A 15879-nucleotide genomic window follows, 5' to 3' on the forward strand; every position below is an offset into this window, starting at 1 on the left:
GGCAGGATCCCGGCTGAGCCGGCGATCCCTTCGAAGGAAGACCCGAAACCTCAATGGATCCAGACTCCATGGATCCAGAAAGGAGCCCTGCCATGGTGATGGACGAGCCGGGGGATGAGTTCGCGATGGAAACGCTGGCGGAGACGGAGCATTTCGCCGTCTGGCGCAGCACCGGCGACGACGGTCAGTCCCTCTTCCATCTGGAGCTGGGCAACGTCTCCATCCACCTGACCGAGGAAGAGTGGGAGGAGCTGGTCGAGCTGGTGGATCAGGCGGTGGACGCCCTGGAGAGCGGGGGCGTTGGATAAGGGGCCGCCGAGGACGGACGACGACAGCCTGGGCCGCGCCCGAGCCCAAGATCCTAATCTCAGGCCAGCGGAGGTCTCCGATGACCCGTCCCCAGGTTTACATCACGCGACGCATCCCGGAGCGGGCCTTCGAGGTCCTGCGGGAGCATGCAGAGATCAAAGTCTGGGACAGCGATCTCCCCGTCCCCCGCGAGATCCTGTTGAAGGAAGTGGCCGATGCCGACGGCCTCCTCTGCCTGTTGACCGAGAAGGTCGACGCGGAGCTGCTGAACGCCGCGCCGCGCCTGAAGGTGGTCAGCAACATGGCCGTCGGCTTCGACAACATCGATGTGGCCGAGTGCACCCGCCGGGGCATCCCCGTGGGGAACACCCCCGGGGTCCTCACCGAGGCCACGGCGGACCTCACGTGGGCGCTGTTGCTGGCCGCCGCCCGGCGCATCCGAGAAGCCATCGATTACGTGCGGGAGGGCCGCTGGATCACCTGGGGCCCCATGCTCCTGCTGGGCCAGGACGTCTACGGAGCGACCATCGGCATCATCGGCATGGGGCGGATCGGGACGGCGGTGGCCCGCCGGGCGAAAGGGTTCAACATGCGCATCCTGTATCACGACGTCCGCCGGAACGAGGCCGCGGAAGCCGAGCTCGGGGCCGTCTTCGTGGATATGGACACCCTCCTCCGGGAGAGCGATTTCATCACCATCCACACGGATCTCAACCCGAGCACCTATCGCCTGATCAACCGGGAGGCCTTCGCCAAGATGAAGCCCACCGCCGTCTTGGTGAACGCCGCCCGGGGCCCCATCGTGGACACGGAGGCCCTCTACGAGGCCCTCAAGGAGGGGCGGATCTTCGCCGCCGCCCTCGACGTCACGGATCCGGAGCCCCTCCCGGCGGATCATCCGCTCCTCCAGCTGCCGAACTGCATGGTGGTTCCTCACATCGGCAGCGCGACGGTGACCACGCGGAACCGCATGGCGGAGATCGCGGCCCTGAACGTGCTGGCCGGCCTCCGGGGCGAGCGGCTCCCCTACTGTGTGAACCCCGAGGTCTACGAACGGGCCGCGGGCTGACCCCATCGCCCCCGGTTGAGACCGGGGCCGGATCCTCTCCGGGTCCACCCGCGGGCCTGGGCTTTCTGAAAGATCGAGGGGCGGACGGTGGATCCGATGGTCTCCCGGGCGGGGGAGCTCTGGCGGCGCCGCCAGGGCTCCCCCGTTTTTGGGGCGAGGCCGCTGTTTTCGCCCCGCGATTCAGCGGAGATCCCAGGCACCGGAGGCGATCCGGCCGGAAGCCCGCCGATTCGCCTGTGACCAAAACGAACTCGGGCCGCGCGGCGATGTTGACAGGGTGGGAAGTTTGGAGGAAATTCAGGAAAATGAGGAAGCGATCCAGATCGGAGGTGGAAGGGATGATGCCCACCCGGGAGGACGCGTGGGCGCTGGTGTGCGAGTTCACTCAAAGCGAGAACCTGCGGCGCCACATGCTGGCGGTGGAGGCGGCCATGCGGGCTTACGCCCGCTACTTCGGAGAGGATGAGGAGTCCTGGGGTCTGGTCGGGCTCCTTCACGATTTCGACTACGAACGCTACCCGAACGTCGCCCCCGACGGCCACCCCAACCAGGGGGCGCGCATCCTCCGGGAGCGCGGATGGCCGGAGGACATCATCCGCTCCATCCTCTCCCACGCCACCGAAGTCACCGGCGTCCCCCGGGTCACCCGGCGGGACAAGGCGCTTTTCGCCGTGGACGAGCTGACCGGCCTCATCACCGCCGTCGCCCTGGTCCGGCCCGACCGCAGCCTATATAGCGTGACCGTGGACTCGATCTTCAAGAAATGGAAGGATCGGCGGTTCGCCGCCGGGGTGAACCGGGCGGACATCGAGCGGGGGGCGGCGGAGCTGGGAGTGCCCCTGGAGGAGCATGTGGCCCGCGTCCTGGAGGCCATGCAGGGGATCGCTCCCATCCTGGGCCTGGATGGATCGGCACGATGAGCGAAGCCCGCCGCTCCGGACTCTTCCGGCGTTGCCCGACATGCGGGATGCCGGTTTCCCGTCGCTCCCGCACCTGCTGGCGGTGCGGGGCGGATCTCACAATCCCACCGGAGGCCCTCCAGCCGGAGCCCGAGCCGCCGATCCCTTGGCGATCCGCCCTTCTGGGGTTCGCGCTGGTTGTGCTGCTTTTTCTGGCAGTGGGTGGGCTGGCCTGGCGGATGGCGCGGGCGGCGATGGCCCGCCCGACGCCCACCCTCACTGGGACGCCTTTCACACCCCCCGCCACCCCCACGCCCCGGCCCACCGTTACGCCGACGCCCACGCTCACTCCCACCCCGATCCCACCGCTGGAGCACCAGGTGCAGGCGGGGGAGACGCTGCTCTACATCGCCGAGCGCTACGGGGTCACGGTGGACGACATCCGGCGTTTGAACAACCTCTCGGGGGATCTCATTGTCGTCGGGCAGGTGTTGCGGATCCCGGTCTACACGCCGACGCCGATCCTGGTCACTCCGACGCTCCCGCCGGGGGTGACCCCCTCTCCCACGCCGCGGCCGGATAAGATCCTCCACGTGGTGCAGCCGGGGGAGACTTTGCTGGCCATCGCCCAACGCTACGGGGTCTCCATGCGGGCCATCCAGGCGGCGAACGGCATTGCAAACCCGGAGCGGATCCAGGCCGGGCAGACCCTGGTGATCCCCCTGGCCACGCCCACACCGGCCCCCGGCCCGACGCCCACTCCGACCCCCACGCCGGTGCCGACCTATCCGCCGCCGCCCTTGCTCAGCCCGCCCGATGGCGCCCGGGTGGAAGGAGCCGGGCTGCCCGTCCTCGTCCAGTGGGCGTCCGTCGGGCTGCTCGAGCCCAGCGAGATGTATGAGGTCCGGCTGTTCCGGGAGGACGGCGTGGAGATCGACCGTTTCCGCACCCGGGCCACCGCCTGGCACATCCCCGCTTCCCTCCTCCGATCGGCCGTGGAAGGGGAAGCGGGTCCCTATATCTTCCGCTGGACCGTTCAGGTGGTGCGGCGGGTGGTGGAGCCGGATGGGACGGTGCGGTTCGAGCCGGCGGGCCCGGCGGCCGCCCGGACCTTCCGCTGGAGCCCCGGCGAGGTCCCTTCCACCCCCATCCCCGGAGGGGGATGAGGGGATTCCGGTCGCTTCCATCCCGCATCAGGGGGAGCGCGCGATGCCTTTCGCGGACAAGCTGTTGACGTGTGAGAAGTGCGGCCGACCCTTTGTGTTTACGGTGACGGAACAGCGGCGCATGGTGGAGGCCGGCCAGCCCCTGGTGGAGCCCACCATGTGCCCGAAGTGCCGGGCGGAGGCGGCGCGACCGAAGCGCAAGCTGGAGCCCGGGCAGGTCTATGAGGGGCGGGTGAAGTGGTTCAGCCCCGAGAAGGGCTACGGCTTCATCCGCTGCGAGGACGGCACCGAGATCTTCTTCCACCGGACGGGGATCGTCCGCCCCGGGCTGGTCCTGGAGGCCAACCAGCCGGTCACCTTCGAGGTCGAGGTGACTCCGAAGGGGCCCCAGGCCGTCCGCGTCACCCCCGTCGCGGCGACACAGGCTTCTGCTTCGGCGGAGCGGGATCCCGAGGCGGGCATCCTCCGGGAAGGCTCTGGATGAACCGGGAACGCCTGTATCGCACGGAGGCCATCATCCTGCGACGGATCGATTTCGGCGAGGCGGACCGGCTCCTGGTGTTGCTCACGCCGGAGCTCGGGAAGCACCGCGCGCTGGCCAAGGGGGTCCGCAAGATCCGAAGCCGTAAGGCCGGCCACCTGGAGCGCTTCATGCGGACCTCCCTGCTCCTGGCCCGGGGGCGGGAGCTGGATGTGATCAGCCAGGCGGAGGTCATCGCTCCCCATCCCCATCTGCGGGAGGACCTGGACCGCAGCGCCCTGGCTCACTACGCGGCGGAGCTGGCCGAGGCCCTCGCCCCCGAAGGGGAGGAAAGCCGCGCTCTCTATCGCCTGCTGTCGGACACCCTGGACCGCCTGGACGGCGGCGAGGATCCCCAGCGGGTCATCCGCTACTACGAGCTGCATCTCCTGGAGATCGCGGGGTTCCGGCCTCAGGTGGAGTTCTGCGTGGGCTGCGGGGAACCGCTGCGGGAGGAGCGGGGTCCGTATGGGTTCGATCCGCGGCGCGGCGGCGTCCTCTGCCCGGGGTGCGCCCGGGGCGCCCCAGGGGCTTATCCGTTGAGCCGCGCGGCGCTGAAAGGGATGCGCTTCATCCTGCGCACACCTTACCCGGCCTTCCGGACGGCCCCCCTGCGGGCGGAGACCCTGCGGGAGATCGGCGAGCTCATCGGCCATCACCTGCGCGCCATCCTGGAACGCCCCCCGCGGGCCCTCGCCGTCCTCGGCCAGCTCGCCCGCTCCGCCCCCTCCGAGGAGCAGCCGCCTCGCCCGCCCTCATAGGGCTTGCGGTCCGGTTGCTCCTTCCCGCCCCGCACGGATCCATCCTCTCAGGTAATCGAGCTCGGGGCATTTCCGTTCTCATAGTGCTCGGATAAAATCCTCGAAGCCCTTCTCCTCCGAACTCAGGAAACGTTCGAGATCGAAGAAGAGGCTGCAGCCGGCGTCCACGATCTCCTGGATCTCCGCCTCACCCAGCGGACGGATCTGCGTGGCTCCCTCCCGCCAGGCGGTCAGAAACACCGCCACATCCTCCCGGGGGGCCTTCTCCAGGATGGCGAGCAGGAAATAGGGATTGTGGGTAGAGATCCAATACTGGTTCCGGGCGTCGAGGGCGATCCGCTCGGCCAGATACTTGGTGTAGTAGGGGAAGGCATGGGCCTCGGGCTCCTCGAAGATCAGGAGAGCCCCCTCATTGGTCTCGATGGCCAGCAGGTGGAAAACCAGGCGGCGGAGCGTATCGGAGGCCAGGATGTAGGGATAAGCGATGATCACCCCATCCGCTTCTTTCTGGAGCTCGATGCGGTCCTCCTGGGGCTTCAGGACCAGGCGCAGGCCGTATTCCGCGAAGATCTCGGCGATCTTCTGCCGCAGCGGCTTGTGAAGGAGGAGCAAGTGGAGCATGTTCTCCCCGTGGGGCGGGCGGAGGAAGCCCGGCTCCTTCGCCGGGAAGCGATCCAGAGAGACAAACCGATAGAAGCGGAAGGGAAGGCGGCGAGGATCGGAGACGCCGCCTCCCTCAAAGGTGGTATCAAATTTATAGCCATAGGAAAAGAAGTCACCATAGGAGAAAAGCTTGGCTGCGATGTGGAATGGACGAGGATCCGATGGCTCGTATTTCAGGGTCCACGTGTAATCGTCGGCCCGAACCCGAACGGGGCTCCCCACGTCCTGATCATGGAAGAGATCCGCCATCGTCTGGCAACGGGCGAAGGCGCGGAGCTCCGCGGGGGCGTAGGGGAGGCTGAACATCCCCAGGCTCTCCAGCAGGTTCGATTTGCCGGTGTTCGGGGGGCCGATGAACAGGTTGATCCGCCGGCACTCCAGGCGGAGCTTCCGGATCGACTTGAAGCCCTCGATCTCCACCTCGCGGATCATCCCCGGGCCTCCTGACGGTCTCCGGCTCGATGATAGCCCGGCGGGATCCGGGCGGCGATCCTTCCCCCTCAGCGTCCTTCCTCTGCGCCGAAGATGGGGCTATCCTCTACTTGGAGAGACGTCCGGGAGGCGCCGATGGACAAAGCCACGCTGATCCGCCGGATCCACGAGGAGCGGGAACGTTTGCTGCAAGCCCTTGAGGGGCTCTCCCCGGAGGAGATGACCGATGTGCCGGTGGTTGGGGAGTGGACGGTCAAGGACATCCTGGCCCATCTGGCCGTCTGGCAGGGCCGCCTGATCACGGCCCTCTTCCAGCTGGAGCAGGGCCGGCGTCCGAAAGACCTGGAGCTCTCCCCGGCGGAGGTGGACGCGCTGAACGCGCGGATCTATCGGGAGCAGAAGGACCGCCCGCTGGAGCGGGTGCTGGCCGATCTCCACGGGACGTTCCAGCAGCTGTTGAGACGCCTGGAGCGTTTCTCGGATGCGGATCTCACACAGCCCGGACGCTTCCCCGGCCTTGCGGGACCCCTATGGGAGCTCATCGCCTCGGAGACTTACGAACACGATGCGGAGCACCGCGTCGACATCGAGCGCTGGCGCGCCGCCCGGAGAGGCTCACCGGGCGGATGAAGACCGCCCTCCGAGCAGGAGGGAGAAGGGGCCCAGGCTCATCAGCAGGAAGAGCAAGAGCCACGGGCCCAACCCCTCCAGGACGGCGCACCCGGGCGGCTGCGGGCGCAGCGCCGCCTCCACCTCCCGCTCCAGGCGCTCCAGGGACCGCCCCAGGACGCGGCGGACGCCGCTCTCGCAGGAGAGGCCCTGGGCGTAGGCTTCCAGCAACCGCCGCAGCCCTCCGATCCCCTCGCGATCGTGGAGATAACGAACGGTGGCGCCTGCGAGGGCATAGGCCTGCCGGGCCCGCAGGGGATCCGTGGGGAAATCCCCACACAGGCCGATCAGGGATACGCCCTCCAGGCGGGGCTCCTGGAGGGCGCGCAGGAGCGTCGGATCCGGCGGCCCCTCGCTCCAGACCGCCCATCCCTCGTCCAGCCAGGCCGGGAGGGGCTGTCCGCCCGCCAGGTCGTGGAGGACAACGTGGGTGAGCTCATGGGGGATAGCGCGGCGCAGTGCCTCCAGCCCCGCGCCGTCGGGGGAGGCCATCAGGATCACGGCGCGCCAGCGGGGTCGAACCTCGCCTTCGATCTCCAGGCCGGCCAGCCGGAAAGCCGCCCGCGCCAGCTCCGGATCCGCATACCAGAAGAGATCGATGGGCTCCGGCGCGGAATATCCCAGAGGCCCCCCGATCCGCTCCAGGCTCCGGCGGGCGAGCTCCAGGACAGAGCGGGCCAGCCCGGGGTCTCCGGCGTGCCAGTGCAGCCGCAAGGGGCCGGCGCTCAGGGTCTGCCAGGCCACCCGGTTGTCTAGATACCGGAAGGTCTGGGGCTCCGTGGAGCGCCATCCCCCGGGATCCTCCCGCACCTCCCACCAGAAGGTGATGGGGACGAACGGCGGGAGGGGTTCCCGGCGCAGATCCCGCTCGTAGATCACGCGCAGGCCGTCGGAGGCCTCCGGGGTCCGGCGCACCCGGTAGGGCGTTTCCATCCCCGGCATCGTGTAGTAAAGGATGGCCTCGGAGATGGACGGAAAGCCCTCGCCCTCCAGGACGAAGCGCATGCGCTGGCCGAAGGTGTATTCCACTGTCGCCCGTCCGGGGAACGTTCCCTCAGGGGTTGAGGTTTGGAGGGGGCGGGCGAAGATCGGGAGCAGCAGGACGAATCCGAGGAGGGCCTGCTTCATAGCCTTACCCTCGCAGCCAGGCGATCCAGATGCTGAGGGTGAGCGGGCTGAGCAGGGTGGAGAGGAAGATGATGCCGGCGATGGTCCGCGGGTAGATCCCGAACTCCATGGCCATCACCACGTTGGAGATCGCCGCCGGCATCGCGCTCTCCAGGATCCCGGCCTGCCAGGCCGGGCCCTCCAGCCCCCAGAGGCGGGCCAGGGGGATCGCGATCAGAGGGATCCCGACCAGGCGCACCAGCGCCCCGAGCCCGATGAGCCGACGTCGATCCTCCAGGCGGATGCGGGCCAGCTCCAGCCCCAGCACCAGGAGGAGGACGGGGATCGCGCCGCGGCTGAGCAGGGCGATCCCGGCCTCGATGGGCTCCGGGGGATGCCAGCCGCTCCAGCGCACCAGGGCGGCGGCGAGGGCCGCGTAGAGGGTAGGGATGGAGAGCAGCCGTCTCCAGCTCCAGCCCCCTCCGCCATGCAGGGCCAGGGTGGCCCCCAACGTGTTGAGCAGGACGTTGTTGGTCATGAAATACAGCACCGCCCGGGCCAGGGCGGCATCTCCGAAGGCCCGTTGCACGACCCCCAGCCCGTAGCTGCCGGCGTTCACGAACATCGCCGTGAGCATCAGGGCGGTCCGCTCCGCGGCGGAGAGGCTCAGGGCCAGGCTGAGAAGCAGGCTGAAGCCTCCCGCGACGAAAGGCACGGAGGCAGCGAAGCCCAGGAACCGGAACAGCTCCACGCCGCTGATGTCCGAGCGGACCAGAGACATATAGACCAGGGAGGGGTTCAGGATGTAAAAGGAGAGGCGGGCTGCCGGATGGGAGGGCACATCCAGGTAGCGGCCCAGAAGCCAGCCCGCGGCGATCGCCAGAAGGACCGGGGTCAGATCGTGGAAGAGGATCTGGGGGATCAGGCGCAGGATCACCGGTGGCGCTCCGTCCTCCGCGTCAATCCCGTCGCCCCTCCTCATCGTCTTCCCCGCCTTCCTCCTCTCCCTCCTCCTCCCAGAGGGCCTGCCAGGCCTCTGCCTCGGCCGCGTCGGACTCCAGGTCCATCTCGAGCAGGGGCAGGAACGTCTCGGCCTCTTCCATCAGGTTCAGCTCCTCGAGGGCTTCCTCGGCCAGGGCGGCGAGGTCCTCGTCTTCTCCTTCGGCCAGCTCCTCCAGGATCTCCCGGGCTCGCGGGCCGCCGATCTCCCCCAGGGCCCAGATCGCGGCCTCCTGAATCTCCGCGTCCCCCTCTTCGATCAGGCGGGCCAGGAGGGGCACGGCCTCCCGGATGCCGATCTCGCCGGCGGCTACCACTGCCTCATAGCGCATGGCGGGGCTGGGGCTGCGCAGCGCCTCCATCACATAGGGCGCCCAACGCTCCTCGCCGGTGCGGCCCATGGCGAAGACGGCGCTCATCCGCATCCGCTCGTCGGGATCCTCATAAGCTCGGGCGATCATCAGCGGGAGGTCCGGCTCCAGGGTGTTGCCCAGGGCCTCCAGGGCGCGCCGGCGCACCTCCAGGGACTCCTCCGGGTTGTAGAATGCCTGCCGCAACGCCTCGATGGCCGGGCGCACCGCGGAGAGGGGGATCTGCTCCATGATGCAGGCGTTGAAGAGATAGCGCCCCAGCCCGAGGGCCGCCCGAGCCCGCACTTCCACGGATGGATCTTTCTCGAACAGCTCAAAGAAACGCCGCATCAGCTGGAGGTCCTGATCCTCATACCATAACCCATCGATGGCCAGCGCCCGCACCTCGGGATCCGGGTCGCTCAGGGCCATGCGGAAGATGCGCCCGAAGTCCACCTCGGTGCTCTCTTCGCTGATGTCCACCAGATGGCTCATGATGGCCCGCCGCCGCGCCGTCGACAGCGTCAGCCAGACCCGTGCGACCTGCTCGAGCTCCTCCTCGCTCAGGTCCGAAAGCCAGTAAAGCCGCGGGATGGAAAGCGGCGTGGCTTCATCTTTGAGATGAGCAAGCAAAGCTTCCACCGAAGGCATGAGAAAACCTCCCGAATCTGCTGAAAGCCCTCACCCGGGCAGGGGGTCCATGGCCTCCCACCGCCCCGAGATCGCCGAACAGGACTTTCCTGTGGCCGAAGCGTCTGCTTTCGGAAGGGATCGAAAACGCCGGATCGGCGCTTAGAATTATAGAGTTTATCCTCCGGCTTTACGAAAAACCGCTCCGCGCCCGGGGGTGCGTCATTCGTGTCATTCCTCCCCCGGGGGATCCGCTTCCTGGAGGGCCGGGGACAGCGCTTCGTAACCTTCCCGAGCGTGGCGGATGTGCCGATAGAGGTAATAAGCGAAACCAACCAGCAGGGCCAGAGCGATGGGGATGTCGAAGGGGCGCATGAGGCGGCGCAGCTCCTCCCAATGTTGCCCGAAGATGTAGCCTCCCGCAGCCAGGCCGGCGCACCAGAGGAATGATCCGGTGAAGGTGAGGACGGTGAAGGGGAAGATGGAGACGCGGGCGACGCCGGCCGGGAAGGAGATAAAGGTGCGCACGATGGGCAGCAGACGGGAGATGAAGGTCGCCCACATCCCCCAGCGGGCGAACCAGCGATCCGCGGCCTCCAGATCCCGCGGGTGGATCAGCAGGTAGCGCCCATATCGGAACAAGAAGGGCCGGCCGCCGTAATACCCCAGGGCATACGAGAGCAGGGACCCCAGGGTGCACCCCAGCCCGCCGTAGAACCCCCCTTCCAGGATCGCCTGGAGGAGCGTCCCATCGCGGGCCTGAACCAGCATCCAGCCCGCCAGGGGCATGGTCACCTCGCTGGGGATGGGGATGTTGGCGCTCTCCAGGGCCATGATCGCCACCACGCCGCCCCAACCCATCCCCTGGAACAATCTCTCCAGGAACAGCACCAGCTGATGCTCCAGCGCTTCCATCGAGCCTCCTGTTTGCTTCCGAATCCATACAGGGACATTCTCCCATCGGTCTGAATATAACCGATTCCCCAGGGCAGGCCAAGCGCTTCCCCAGATATGGTAGGAGCGGCTTCAGCCGCAACCCCTTGCGGGATCGAAGACGGAGGTTCAGGGTTAAAGCCCCTCCTACAGAAGAATCGATGCGATGGGCACGACTTCGGCCGCGACCTTGCGGGATCGAAGAAGACGAGGGTTCAGGGTTGAAGATCCTCCTGTCAGAAGTGACCAGCGGTGCCGTTGAGACAAACGTTCGGGGCTAAGGCCCCTCCTCCAGAGGCCGTTGGCTGTAGGAGCGGCTTCAGCCGCCGTGAAAGCCGGAATTCATCGATCCATGCTCGAACGATTCGAGGTTTCGGTAAAATGAACGAGGAGGAGTGCGTATGCCGGTTCGCTCGCTGCGACAGAGTCTGAGCGATCTTGATGTGGCTCATCTGCGGGTGATCGCGCGCTTCTGGGAGGTGGATCCGGATCTGCTCTCCCGGGAGGCGCTGATCGCCCGCCTGCTGCCTGCGATGATGGACCCGGAGCGCCAGGCGGCGCACTGGGCCCGCCTGGGAGAGGAGGAACGAGCGGCATTACAGGCCTTGCTCGCAGCGGGCGGGATGATGCCCGCCGCCTCTTTCCAGCGGCGCTTCGGGGAGATCCGGCGGGTCGGGGCTGCCCGCCTGGAGGGCGAGCGGCTCTGGGAACGACCGACCGGCCCGGCGGAGGCCCTCTGGTTCCGCGGGTGGATCTTTTTCGGGTTCGCCGAGCTGCCTGCTGGCTTCGAGGAGGTGGTGTTCCTCCCCGAGGAGCTCCGGCTCGGACTGCCCGCCGTGGAGGAGTCCCCCCCGCCCGAGCCTTCCGAGCGGATCCCCACCGCGCCGGCCCCGACGCGCATCCGGCGGACCGGCACGACGCCGGCGGATGACTTCTGCACGCTGCTGATCTTCCTCCACAACGAAGCCCCCGCGGCGTCCATGACCGCGGAGGAAGCCTGGTCCCGTTTCCCGGCGGTGCGCCGGCAGCTGCGCTGGCCTCATCGGGAGCGCTGGTCCCTGCTCTGGCATCTGGCCCGGGTCCTGCGGATGACTCAGGTGCGCCGGGAGGCTCTGCGTCTGGACCCCGAGGTGACCACCCGCTGGCTGCAGGCCCCGCTAATGGAGCAGCTGCGGGCCCTGCTGGAGGCATGGCGGGACGATACGACGTGGAACGATCTCTTCCATGTGCCCACCCTGCGGCCGGAGCCCACCGGATCCTGGCAGAACGACCCCCGGCTGGCCCGCCGGACGCTCCTGGAGCTGCTCCGCCGGCTGGATCCGGGAAGCTGGTATGCGGTCCCGGATCTGATCCACGAGATCCGGAACCGGAACCCCACGTTCCAGCGCACCGAGGCGGAGTTCACAACCTGGTATATCCGGGACGCGGAGACCGGGGAGTATCTGCGAGGTTTCGAGCACTGGGATCGGGTGGAAGGGGCGCTCCTTCGCTATCTGCTCCTCGGCCCGCTGCACTGGCTGGGGGTCCTGGAAGTGGGGGAGCCGGATCGGATCCGCCTCTCTCCCTTCGGGGCCGCCTACCTGGGTCGGGGGGATCCGCCCCCGGAGGGGGACACCCGGTTCGTCTTGCTGGCGGATGGGACGGTTGAGGTGGGGGCGGGCCGGCGGTATGAGCGCTTCCAGGTGGCCCGCATCGCCGACTGGATCTCCTCGGGGGAGGTGTATCGTTACCGGATCACCGCCCGTTCCCTAACTCGCGCCCGATCCCAGCACATCGACCCCGAGCGCATCCTGGATTTCTTCCGACGTTACGAGCTGACGCCTCCCGATGCCCTCCGACAGGCGCTGGCCCGCTGGGCCGCGCGGGGGACGGAAGCGCGCGTGGAGTGGGCCCTGGTGCTTCAGGTCAGCGATCCGGAGCTGCTCCGTCAGCTGCTGGCCACCGAGGCCCGCCGCTATGTGCAGGACGTGCTCTCCCCGACAGCGGTCATCCTGCAGCGGGCCGGCTGGCCTCACGTGCGAACGGCCCTGCTCCAGCTGGGGGTGGTGCCGGAGGAGCGCCTCGAAACCTCCCCGGAGCCGGAGACGGAATGAGCAGGGCCCCACGGTGCTTCCACGCTCGGGATATAATTCGAGTCATGATCCCAGATGTTGGGAGGGTCCAATTCCAATGATGCCTCGTGGGAGAGGGCGGATCCTCGGGGGCGCCGCGTTGGTGTTCCTCTTGTGGACCGGTTGCGGCCGGGTGGTCTCGGAGCGGCCGACGCCGACCCGGGCGTCCCCGGACGTTCAAACCAGGACCCCCACGGCCACGCCGGTGATGGTGCGGGTGCCCACCGCCACGCCGATCCCGACGCCCACCCCCAGCCCGACGCCGATCATCTACGTGGTGCAGCCCGGGGACACACTGTATGGGATCGCCCTGAAGTATGGGGTGTCCGTGTCGGCCCTTCAGGAAGCCAACGGGATCACCGATCCGACGCTGCTGCAGGTGGGGCAGCAGCTGGTGATCCCAGTGCCCGGTGGGGGAGGAGGGGAGAGCCCCCGCCTGCCCACCCCTACGCCGATGCCGCTGCTGGTGCAGGGATTCGGCTGCACGGCCAGCGCCCTGGGCAGCCTGAGCTGCGTGGGGGAGGTGATCAACCCCCAGCCCCATCCGATGCAGAACGTTCAGGTGCAAATCGTGCTCCGGGACGAGGAAGGCCGGGAGCTGGAGGCCGGGATCGCCGGGACGGCGTTGGAGATCCTGGCCTCGGGCGGGCGCTCCCCCTTCGCCCTGGTGTTCGCCACCGTCCCGGCCGGCTACGCCCGGGCCGAGGCTCGGGTGGTCCGCGCCGAGCCGACCCGGGAGCCCGGCCAGCGCTACGGGCCCGTGGAAGTGCTCCGCGCCCAGGGGGGCGAGGAGGGGACCGATTTCGTGGTCCGCGGCCAGGCCCGCAACGCCGACGCCGCTCCGCTGCGCCGGATCAACGTGGTTGTGGCCTTCTACGATGGCCAGGATCGCCTGCTCGGCTTCCGCCAGGTGGTCTTCTCCCAGGAGCCCACCCCGCCCGGGGCGGCGCGGGACTTTGAGGCGCGGTTCCCCGTCACGGACGTTCGTTCCTTCCGGGTGTTTGCGGAGGGACAGCGATGAGCAAGCGGGGAGTAGGGGTGCTGATGCTGCTGGGGGCTCTGGCGCTGGCCGGGTCGCAGGTGCTGATCCAGGCCATGCGGATGGGCCGTTCCCCAGAGTGGGGGCCGCTCCAGCAGGCGGCCCTGGCGGTGGCGGTGATCCTGGCGGTCCTCGCCCTTCCCCTGCTCGTGTGGGATGGCCGGCCGGCCTGATCCTCGGATGAGCGTAGCGACGATGACCGGTCTGCCGTCGCGTCTTCTTCGAACCATCGCCCACGGGCTGTGGGCCGCGGTCCTGCTCGCCTACCTGGCCTATGCGCTGATCTTCGGGATCTACGCCGCAGCCCTCTTCCGCTTCCCCTTCGATTACGATCAGGGGGAGGGTTTCGAGCTCTTAGACGCTATCTACTTCTCCCGAGGGCAGTGGCCCTACCGCGACATCGAATCTTACCCCTTCTACGCCTCCAACTACCCGCCGCTTTTCCATTTGCTGGCCGTTCCGCTGGTGTGGATTTTCGGGCCGCGGCTGATCGCCGGGCGGCTGCTCTCGACGGCGGCGACCCTGGCCCTGGCGGCGGCGGTGGGCCTGGCGGTCCGGCGGTGGACCGGGCGCTGGGCCCTCGCGGGATGGGCGGGAGGGATGGTGCTGGCCTCGAATTACGTCTATCACATCGGTCCGCTCTCCCGCAGCCACATGATGATGGTGCTGTTCGAGACCCTGGCGGTGCTGGCCCTGGCCCGGGCGGACGGCTTCCCGGACCGCCGGGCGTTGATCTGGGGTTCCCTGGCGCTCATGGCGGCGGGATGGACCAAACAGCACGCGCTGATCACCGTGCTGGCAGTCCTGGCCTATCTCTTCCTGCGGGATCCGCGTCGGGCGATGGGATGGGCCCTGGGGTTCGCGGGGGCCAATCTGGTCCTCTTCTTCCTGGTCAATTGGGCGACGCAGGGCTACTGGTGGTTGCACATCATCGAGGCCAACATCAACGAGTATGACTACCGCCAGGCCTTCTTCCTCTATGGTCAGTGGTTCCGGCTCCACGCGGTGGTCCTGATCCTGGCGCTGTCGCTGGTCCTCTATGAGCTCTACTTCGACCGGCTCTCGCTGTTCAGCGTCTGGGCGGTCTTTGCCGCAGCCGGCGGGGCCCTGGCGGGCAAATGGGGGGCAGGGGAATCGTATTTCATCACCGCGGTGGTGGCGGGCATCCTGGCCGCAGCCCGTTTCTTGAGCCGTCTGGAGGGATGGACGGGGCGGGCTGTGACCGACCTGGCCGTCCCCCTCGCGCTGCTCCTCCAGGCGGCCCTGGTCTTCCATCTGCCGACGGATCACCCGCTGACGCGGCCGGTCGCCCGGCTGCTGGGCCTGGAGGGGGTCCGCTATGTGGATCGCGTGGGCTACACCCAGCTGGGGCATCTGCCCACGGCGGAGGATCTCCACAATGGCTGGAAAGTAGTGGCCTATGTGCGGAGCGCGCCGGGTCCCGCCCTCACCGAGGAGGCCTCGTGGGCGCTGTGGGCGGATAAAGAGCCGGTCACAAACCCCACCCAGTTGCTGAACCTTTACAAGAACGGCCAGCTCAACCCGGAGCCGCTGATCCGGATGATCCGGGAGCAGCAGTTCGGGGTGGTGGTGTTGCGGGCCCAGTTCTATCCCCAGCCGGTGTTGGACGCTATCGGCCAGGCCTATCGGCCCATCGACGACGTGCCGGTGAACGGCTTCCTCTACCGGATTTTGGCCCCCCGGGAGCGGAGCGCAGCTCCCTGAGTCCCCTCCGGAGCGGCTTGCCAGGCCTGGAGCTGACTTCGGATCCGGCGCACCAGCTCAGGCAGAGCCTGTCGGACCGCCGGGGTGAGCTCCCCCCCAAAGGTGGAGGCGTCCGCGACTTCCACCGCGTAGATTCGGATCTCCTCGGGGAAGGGGATCCGAAGCGCCCGGGCAACAGCCAAAAGCTCCGGGAGGCCTGTGGCGTGGGGGGAGGGAGCCCGGACCGGGAGAGGTTCCCTCACCGTCCATTCCAGGATCGTCCCTGGGGGAACCTGTCCGGTCTGGATCGCGTCGATCACGATGGCCCGCTCGTAGCCGGCCATGAGATCCAGCAGGGCCAGGCCGGAGCCGGCGCTCTCCACGATTTCAACCCCTTTCTGGCCCTGCAGGAGGTCTCGCAGGGCCCGGGCGGCGAGCAACCCAATCCGGTCATCGCCGAGGAGATCGTTCCCCAGGCCCAGGACCAGGATGGCCATGCAGAATCCTCCCCCGCTTGG

Annotated in this window: 17 protein-coding genes; 11 read left to right on the forward strand and 6 right to left on the reverse strand. The window is 68.1% G+C overall.

The features are described from left to right. Positions 1–92: 92 nt before the first annotated feature. The 6 genes from CFB18_RS04270 to recO all read left to right on the forward strand — a co-directional run bounded on the left by CFB18_RS04270 (position 93) and on the right by recO (position 4724). Positions 93–308: a hypothetical protein gene (locus tag CFB18_RS04270; protein ID WP_088570570.1), complete on the forward strand. Its 216-nt coding sequence runs from the start codon at positions 93–95 to the stop codon at positions 306–308. 80 nt (positions 309–388) lie between these two features. Then, on the forward strand, positions 389–1378 hold the full coding sequence (locus CFB18_RS04275; protein WP_088570571.1) for a 2-hydroxyacid dehydrogenase: 990 nt from the start codon (positions 389–391) through the stop codon (positions 1376–1378). 341 nt (positions 1379–1719) lie between these two features. Next, a complete protein-coding gene (locus CFB18_RS04280) occupies positions 1720–2298 on the forward strand; it encodes an HDIG domain-containing metalloprotein (RefSeq protein ID WP_088570637.1) in 579 nt (192 codons plus the stop codon). After that, entirely contained in the window at positions 2295–3443 is a 1149-nt protein-coding gene (locus tag CFB18_RS04285; protein ID WP_088570572.1) for a LysM peptidoglycan-binding domain-containing protein, read from the forward strand. Before CFB18_RS04280 ends, CFB18_RS04285 begins: the two co-directional genes overlap by 4 nt. Before the next feature lie 43 nt (positions 3444–3486). Further along, positions 3487–3927, forward strand: coding sequence for a cold shock domain-containing protein (locus CFB18_RS16375; protein ID WP_159461571.1), 441 nt, complete (start codon positions 3487–3489; stop codon positions 3925–3927). Beyond that, the gene (gene recO, locus CFB18_RS04295; protein ID WP_088570573.1) at positions 3924–4724 is read left to right on the forward strand and encodes a DNA repair protein RecO; all 801 of its coding nucleotides are present in this window, start codon (positions 3924–3926) and stop codon (positions 4722–4724) included. The genes CFB18_RS16375 and recO overlap by 4 nt, the downstream gene beginning before the upstream one ends. A 78-nt stretch (positions 4725–4802) precedes the next feature. Here recO and CFB18_RS04300 read toward each other — a convergent pair whose 3' ends face one another. Beyond that, entirely contained in the window at positions 4803–5819 is a 1017-nt protein-coding gene (locus tag CFB18_RS04300) for an AAA family ATPase (RefSeq protein ID WP_088570574.1), read from the reverse strand. Between the two features lie 135 nt (positions 5820–5954). On the opposite strand from CFB18_RS04300, the gene CFB18_RS04305 reads away from it, so the two are divergent. Then, on the forward strand, positions 5955–6449 hold the full coding sequence (locus CFB18_RS04305; protein WP_159461572.1) for a DinB family protein: 495 nt from the start codon (positions 5955–5957) through the stop codon (positions 6447–6449). Here CFB18_RS04305 and CFB18_RS04310 read toward each other — a convergent pair. From CFB18_RS04310 to CFB18_RS04325, 4 genes are all read right to left on the reverse strand, one after another. Then, positions 6435–7616, reverse strand: a complete 1182-nt coding sequence (locus CFB18_RS04310; protein ID WP_088570576.1) for a peptidase MA family metallohydrolase — start codon at positions 7614–7616, stop codon at positions 6435–6437. The two genes, CFB18_RS04305 and CFB18_RS04310, sit on opposite strands and share 15 nt — an antisense overlap. A 4-nt stretch (positions 7617–7620) precedes the next feature. Then, a complete protein-coding gene (locus CFB18_RS04315) occupies positions 7621–8532 on the reverse strand; it encodes an AEC family transporter (protein ID WP_159461573.1) in 912 nt (303 codons plus the stop codon). 22 nt (positions 8533–8554) lie between these two features. Continuing rightward, the gene (locus CFB18_RS04320; RefSeq protein ID WP_088570578.1) at positions 8555–9595 is read right to left on the reverse strand and encodes a HEAT repeat domain-containing protein; all 1041 of its coding nucleotides are present in this window, start codon (positions 9593–9595) and stop codon (positions 8555–8557) included. A 210-nt stretch (positions 9596–9805) separates the two neighbouring features. Beyond that, the gene (locus CFB18_RS04325; protein WP_088570579.1) at positions 9806–10489 is read right to left on the reverse strand and encodes a DedA family protein; all 684 of its coding nucleotides are present in this window, start codon (positions 10487–10489) and stop codon (positions 9806–9808) included. A 419-nt stretch (positions 10490–10908) separates the two neighbouring features. On the opposite strand from CFB18_RS04325, the gene CFB18_RS04330 reads away from it, so the two are divergent. From CFB18_RS04330 to CFB18_RS04345, 4 genes are all read left to right on the forward strand, one after another. Further along, complete coding sequence (locus CFB18_RS04330) at positions 10909–12600, forward strand: helicase-associated domain-containing protein (RefSeq protein WP_088570580.1); 1692 nt, start codon at positions 10909–10911, stop codon at positions 12598–12600. A gap of 79 nt (positions 12601–12679) precedes the next feature. Next, on the forward strand, positions 12680–13639 hold the full coding sequence (locus CFB18_RS15560) for a LysM peptidoglycan-binding domain-containing protein (protein WP_200808073.1): 960 nt from the start codon (positions 12680–12682) through the stop codon (positions 13637–13639). Beyond that, complete coding sequence (locus CFB18_RS04340; protein ID WP_088570582.1) at positions 13636–13830, forward strand: hypothetical protein; 195 nt, start codon at positions 13636–13638, stop codon at positions 13828–13830. Before CFB18_RS15560 ends, CFB18_RS04340 begins: the two co-directional genes overlap by 4 nt. 7 nt (positions 13831–13837) lie before the next feature. Beyond that, positions 13838–15382: an ArnT family glycosyltransferase gene (locus CFB18_RS04345; protein WP_143597513.1), complete on the forward strand. Its 1545-nt coding sequence runs from the start codon at positions 13838–13840 to the stop codon at positions 15380–15382. On the opposite strand, the gene CFB18_RS04350 is transcribed toward CFB18_RS04345, so the two are convergent. After that, positions 15340–15858 carry a hydrogenase maturation protease gene (locus tag CFB18_RS04350; RefSeq protein ID WP_088570584.1) on the reverse strand — a complete coding sequence of 173 codons (519 nt, stop codon included), beginning with the start codon at positions 15856–15858 and terminating at the stop codon, positions 15340–15342. The genes CFB18_RS04345 and CFB18_RS04350 overlap by 43 nt on opposite strands. Positions 15859–15879 lie beyond the last annotated feature (21 nt).

Source organism: Thermoflexus hugenholtzii JAD2, from assembly GCF_900187885.1.
GTDB lineage: Bacteria > Chloroflexota > Anaerolineae > Thermoflexales > Thermoflexaceae > Thermoflexus > Thermoflexus hugenholtzii.

Excerpts from the sequence above, each read along its gene's own strand:
- CFB18_RS04270 (WP_088570570.1), top strand. The coding sequence starts at position 93 with ATGGTGATGGACGAGCCGGGGGATGAGTTCGCGATGGAAACGCTGGCG.
- CFB18_RS04275 (WP_088570571.1), top strand. The coding sequence starts at position 389 with ATGACCCGTCCCCAGGTTTACATCACGCGACGCATCCCGGAGCGGGCC.
- CFB18_RS04280 (WP_088570637.1), top strand. The coding sequence starts at position 1,720 with ATGCCCACCCGGGAGGACGCGTGGGCGCTGGTGTGCGAGTTCACTCAA.
- CFB18_RS04285 (WP_088570572.1), top strand. The coding sequence starts at position 2,295 with ATGAGCGAAGCCCGCCGCTCCGGACTCTTCCGGCGTTGCCCGACATGC.
- CFB18_RS16375 (WP_159461571.1), top strand. The coding sequence starts at position 3,487 with ATGCCTTTCGCGGACAAGCTGTTGACGTGTGAGAAGTGCGGCCGACCC.
- recO (WP_088570573.1), top strand. The coding sequence starts at position 3,924 with ATGAACCGGGAACGCCTGTATCGCACGGAGGCCATCATCCTGCGACGG.
- CFB18_RS04300 (WP_088570574.1), bottom strand. The coding sequence starts at position 5,819 with ATGATCCGCGAGGTGGAGATCGAGGGCTTCAAGTCGATCCGGAAGCTC.
- CFB18_RS04305 (WP_159461572.1), top strand. The coding sequence starts at position 5,955 with ATGGACAAAGCCACGCTGATCCGCCGGATCCACGAGGAGCGGGAACGT.
- CFB18_RS04310 (WP_088570576.1), bottom strand. The coding sequence starts at position 7,616 with ATGAAGCAGGCCCTCCTCGGATTCGTCCTGCTGCTCCCGATCTTCGCC.
- CFB18_RS04320 (WP_088570578.1), bottom strand. The coding sequence starts at position 9,595 with ATGCCTTCGGTGGAAGCTTTGCTTGCTCATCTCAAAGATGAAGCCACG.
- CFB18_RS04325 (WP_088570579.1), bottom strand. The coding sequence starts at position 10,489 with ATGGAAGCGCTGGAGCATCAGCTGGTGCTGTTCCTGGAGAGATTGTTC.
- CFB18_RS04330 (WP_088570580.1), top strand. The coding sequence starts at position 10,909 with ATGCCGGTTCGCTCGCTGCGACAGAGTCTGAGCGATCTTGATGTGGCT.
- CFB18_RS15560 (WP_200808073.1), top strand. The coding sequence starts at position 12,680 with ATGCCTCGTGGGAGAGGGCGGATCCTCGGGGGCGCCGCGTTGGTGTTC.
- CFB18_RS04340 (WP_088570582.1), top strand. The coding sequence starts at position 13,636 with ATGAGCAAGCGGGGAGTAGGGGTGCTGATGCTGCTGGGGGCTCTGGCG.
- CFB18_RS04345 (WP_143597513.1), top strand. The coding sequence starts at position 13,838 with ATGAGCGTAGCGACGATGACCGGTCTGCCGTCGCGTCTTCTTCGAACC.
- CFB18_RS04350 (WP_088570584.1), bottom strand. The coding sequence starts at position 15,858 with ATGGCCATCCTGGTCCTGGGCCTGGGGAACGATCTCCTCGGCGATGAC.